This is a genomic window from Rhodococcus sp. (in: high G+C Gram-positive bacteria), from assembly GCF_049286785.1.
Taxonomy (GTDB): Bacteria; Actinomycetota; Actinomycetes; order Mycobacteriales; family Mycobacteriaceae; genus Rhodococcus_F.
Map to the genome: position 1 here is coordinate 1 of NZ_JBAQEO010000901.1, position 4,607 is coordinate 4,607.

Annotated in this window: 3 protein-coding genes; all 3 read left to right on the plus strand. The window is 62.9% G+C overall.

Annotation, left to right across the window (positions count from 1 at the left end; translation table 11 throughout):
- Positions 1-209 (plus strand): hypothetical protein (locus WAW17_RS32420; RefSeq protein ID WP_422336925.1); only part of this gene is annotated, 209 nt, incomplete at its 5' end.
- A 383-nt stretch (positions 210-592) separates the two neighbouring features.
- Positions 593-2,314, plus strand: coding sequence for a hypothetical protein (locus WAW17_RS32425; RefSeq protein WP_422336926.1), 1,722 nt, complete (start codon positions 593-595; stop codon positions 2,312-2,314).
- 1,009 nt (positions 2,315-3,323) lie between these two features.
- The gene (locus tag WAW17_RS32430; RefSeq protein ID WP_422336927.1) at positions 3,324-3,959 is read left to right on the plus strand and encodes an AAA family ATPase; all 636 of its coding nucleotides are present in this window, start codon (positions 3,324-3,326) and stop codon (positions 3,957-3,959) included.
- The last annotated feature ends 648 nt before the right edge of the window (positions 3,960-4,607 follow it).

The window sequence follows — 4,607 nt, forward strand, 5'->3', positions numbered from 1 at the left end:
CTATATCCATGCCAGCTGAGCCGTACACACCACCATGGAAGCGAATCGGCGTCGGTATCGAGGAAACTCTGATCGAACGCGTCGACCGAGCAGTTAGGGAACGAGGTATCTCCAAGCGCGCATTCTATGAAGCCGCGCTTCGCCGCGAGCTCGAGTCGCCGTCCACAAGTGGTGGCGGAGAGCAGGGGGTGATCTCCCTGGCTAGTTGACGGTGGCCGTTGGCGGCGAGACTCGCCGCACACCTAAAAGGTGTTTAGAATAATAGGGTGCATCAGCACTCTTATCCCTAGCGGTACAGCTACCAAAACCTGAAAACCCCCGGCGGGCAGGCCGAGGGTTTCCAAAGTTGGTGAGACCCGAGTTAGCAGCTCGTTTCTCAGCGGTACTGCATTTCCCCGAAGGGACTGTCTTGCGGACAGAGCCCAGGGTATCAGCACACCCTGATGAAGGTTCAATCATTCCTGCGCGTGTCACCCAGCCTGTTGGTGGTGGCGCAGTGAACGCGCAGCTATACGACACGTGTACTCGTATGTGGTCTCCGCGGCGACGAGTACGGGTCGACCCAGACCGAACACATAGCTACAGCGCCACGGTGGCCATCCCCGCGCAGCGGCCAGAGTTTCCTTGGGCCGTCTACCTGGCAGGATCTGACCAGCGGTTTCGTCTGCTCGGGTTCGACTTCGACAGCGCCCGCCATGGTCGCGAGATTGCCCTCGCCGATTCGGCCCGGCTCGCCTCACAGCTCACCGAGCTGGGAGTAGCGCACTTACGCACCCACTCGGGACCTACCGGTGGGCAGCACGTGTGGATCCGTCTTACCGAAGCCGGTGCGAGCCCGGACGTGGTCCGTCGACTCGCTCATGCCCTCAGCCAGCACTACCCCACACTCGACACCTCCGCCCTCACGAATCCAGCCACCGGCGCAGTGCGCCCGCCAGGATCGCCCCATCGAGCGGGAGGACGATCGACACCACACCTGCAGGGTCGGGCGCTCGCGGCCGCGCTCGATGAGGTCGGCCGCGGAACCACACCAGAAGTCGTCCCCTGGCTCATCGCACGGCATCCCCACGCCGTCCACCAACCGCCGCCACAGGCACCTCGTTCGCCCGCACAGCGAATCGTGGAAGACTCCGCAGGTCCTCGGCTCGACCGCCCCCGCCGACCACTTCCCCACCGCACAGCGGCCCTACTCAATGCCGCGCCGGTGCCCGGCACCGACCGTAGCGCGCTAGCCCACACGATCTTCCTGTCCATGGCTCGGGCCGGGTACACGCTGGACGACGCCAGAGCCGCCGTCGCCTCAGCCCCCGGACTGGTTCGGCTTCGCGAAGACGCGGCCCACGGCCGCGGCGACACCGAACGCCAGTGGTCACGAGCCGTCGCGCGCGCCGCTACGTTCACCGCTCACCCCGGAAAAACACCCCGTGAGCCGATCGACGACGAACTCGACAGCATTGAACATGCCCTCGCCGTGACAGCGGCGCACTGGGGCCGGCGCGGAGGCGCGAGTGATGAGCGGATCCTGCACGCACTGACCGAACTGGCGCGCACCGCCCGAACGCGGGTCCTCGACATCGACTGCCGCCGTCTCGCACAGACGTGCGCCCTCGACGCCTCCACAGTGTCGCGGAGGCTTCGTGTGCTGGCACAGGAAGGCTGGGTCACCCTGACAACGCCCAGCTCTGGGACTCGAGCTGCGACATGGACTCTCAACCTGCCATCCGATGTCGGCGTAGACATTTCTCGTGCAACACAAGGGGAACCCGCCCCCCGCCTAGGGCTCTCCCTCCCGACCCATCACGCTCACGATCTATGGAGCCCGTCGAGAGACGGAGGACTTGGTGCCGCCACCGCACGCGTTCACTGGTTTTATAGGTCCGGGGTAGAGGACCTAAACCTGTTGTCGGAACGGACTGGTTACAGTGCGGCGTTCGTTGCACGAGCACTGAAACGTCTGCATACAGCGGGCCTGCTCGATGTGACAGCGGACGGGGAGAAGCTGCTCCAACTATTCGAGATCGTCGCGAAGGCCCTCGGCGTCGCAGGAATCAACGCCCGGCGTGCCTCACGACACTTAGTCGACCGCGAGCTCTTTAACTGGTGGAACGAAGAGCAGCAATGGCGGACCACACCGGGTAAGAAGTCCGGCGCAGCTCGGAGGAACAGCGCAGACAACACGCTCTCGCTCCCGATCTCCGCACCGGCCCGCGTCCGTTACGGGCGGTTCCCCACCAGAGCGAACGGGAAGGCCGACTACACCACTGCCCGGACGGTCGTAACCCGGTCCACTTCGGCAGGCCGGTCCGCCGCGTGACCGTCGATTGGTCCCGATCAGGCAAGTGGGGGTGACAGGATCCCCAGGAAAGCTGATCTTGCGCATGCCGCCCGCAGGCCGAGGGAATGGTCCGGGCAGTGGTGACGACGTCCTCAGTGCACGCCCTAGATCGTGTCGGCCCTCAGGATTATTCGCGGCGATATCATTTGAGGTCGTCGGCCAACCTCATCGTTGTCCGAACCAAGGCCTGAGTTCCCTCCTTCAGTTCGTCGCTCAGCGCTCCCGCGCGCTCTGTCCCTGCGTGACTCAGCATCCACCCGTGATCCACCCGTGGCTGACGCAGACAATCTGCGCGACATCGAGCGGCCGCAGAGGCATGGTCTCCCCCGCTGTGATCAGGATGGGGTCTGGTCCACCCGCACGCGGTACCGGAACCCCTCGTAGCACGACAGGTGCCCACGACCATGTCGAGACATGAACAGCACACCGGGCGGAGGGTCATATTGTCGCCCAGGAATCCATTCCAGCGTGCGGAGAAAGGGCCGGATAAGCCGGTTCGAAGATGCGGATATCCGTCTTTACGGATTGTTGTGGCGATTCTTGCCTGGTCAGCGCCCGCGATCGTCTTCGATCCGTATATCCGTCAATGCGGATATACGGAATCTGCGCCCTTGCCTCGCGCGAGTCGGACCTCCACCCGTACACCCGTACATCCGTACATCCGTAGTTGCGGAGTTGCGGGGCCCTCTCGGCTTGAGGCCGTGTCCGGGAGTCCGTGAACCCGCGTTTCCGTATATCAGTGTTGTCGTAGGTCCGCGACAACGGATTTCCTGAGTTGCGGATAGGCGAATCTACGGTTTTCCGCGTGTCCTTAGATCCGTGGCGCCGTATCCGCGTGTACGCTGATACGCGCAAGCCCGTAGATACGGAAATACGTAAATGCGGAGCCACGGAAACGCGGAGAATTGCAATCCGAATGGGAAGCCGTATTTACGGATTCCCGTAGATACGGACTAGCTGATCCCCGCACCCCTCGGAAGGTGCAAAAATGCTGATCATCACAGTCGGGAACCTCAAAGGAGGTTCGACAAAGACCACCTCGGCGGCCTTCCTCGCGCATGCGTTTCACGAGGCCGGCCTCCGGGTGCTCGGAGTAGATGCTGACGGCGAGAACGAATCCCTCCTGAACTGGCAGGCGCTCGGCGATTGGCCGTTCCCTGTCATCGGGATGCCAGTAGCTAATCTGCACAAGCAGTTGCCTGGGATCGTCCAGAACCAATACGACGTCGTCGTCATCGACACACCTCCGATGAAGGAACAGCGGGGGATCGTCTTATCGGCATTCCGCATAGCCACTCATGTGGTCTGTCCGATCGCACCGACCGGCATGGAGTACTCCCGTCTCCCTGCGGTCCGGCAGCTACTTGCGGACGCCAGTGACCTCCGCGACGGGGAGCCTCCCGTCTTCGCGGTCCTCTTCACGCGCACTATTGCCAACGCAGCATCAACCGAGGTCTATCGGGATCTGATTACAGAAGAGGGAGACCACGTTCTCAAGCCGACAGTCGGACGTCTCGAGCGGTTCGCTCAGTCCTACGGAATGCCCATCGAGAACGCAGCAAACACGGCATACGGCGACGCCGTAGAGGAACTCCTCACCCTCGAGGGACGGGAAGCGGCATGAGCAACGCAGCTGACCGCATTCGAGCGAGTGCCACCAAGGCCCGGACCGTAGCCGCGCCAAAGAAACCCGCGACACCACAGCAGCCCGAACCGAAGGGCCCGAGCGAACCCGCAACAGCGGACAACGCAACACCGAAGCATCATGATGCAACGCCAGTCAGCAGGCCGGCTCAGGTCATCGCTCCGTTGCAGCGGAGTATCCGGAAGAACGTCGATCTCTCTCCGGACCAGAACGACCGGCTCGCGGACTGGCAGCGATCGGCGGCAAGAGAACTAGGCGTCGCACGGGTAACCGCACAGGAAGTACTCGTTGCACTCGTCGAGAAAATGCTCTCCGATCCAAATCTTGGCCAGCAGATCAAGCAGGAAATACACGCAAGACGGTAACCGGGCGTACTTCCGTACTTCCGTACTTCCGTACTTCCGTTTGTGCTGTGGGCGAGCAAGAATCGCCACTCTGCGAAGGACGGGTCGAAGACCAGCGCAGCGAGTGTTTCTGGCGGCGCACGCAACACCGGCCGCCGACCGCGAAACCCCCGCAACGGGGCCCGCCGGGAGTTGCACCTCCCGTTGGCGGGTCCCCTCACCAGGAATCAGGAGCTTCCCAGCTATGGCAGACGATACAACTCAGGATGCACCACCGTTGCGG

Coding starts and splice junctions, on each gene's coding strand:
- WAW17_RS32430 (WP_422336927.1), top strand. CDS start 3,324: ATGCTGATCATCACAGTCGGGAACCTCAAAGGAGGTTCGACAAAGACC.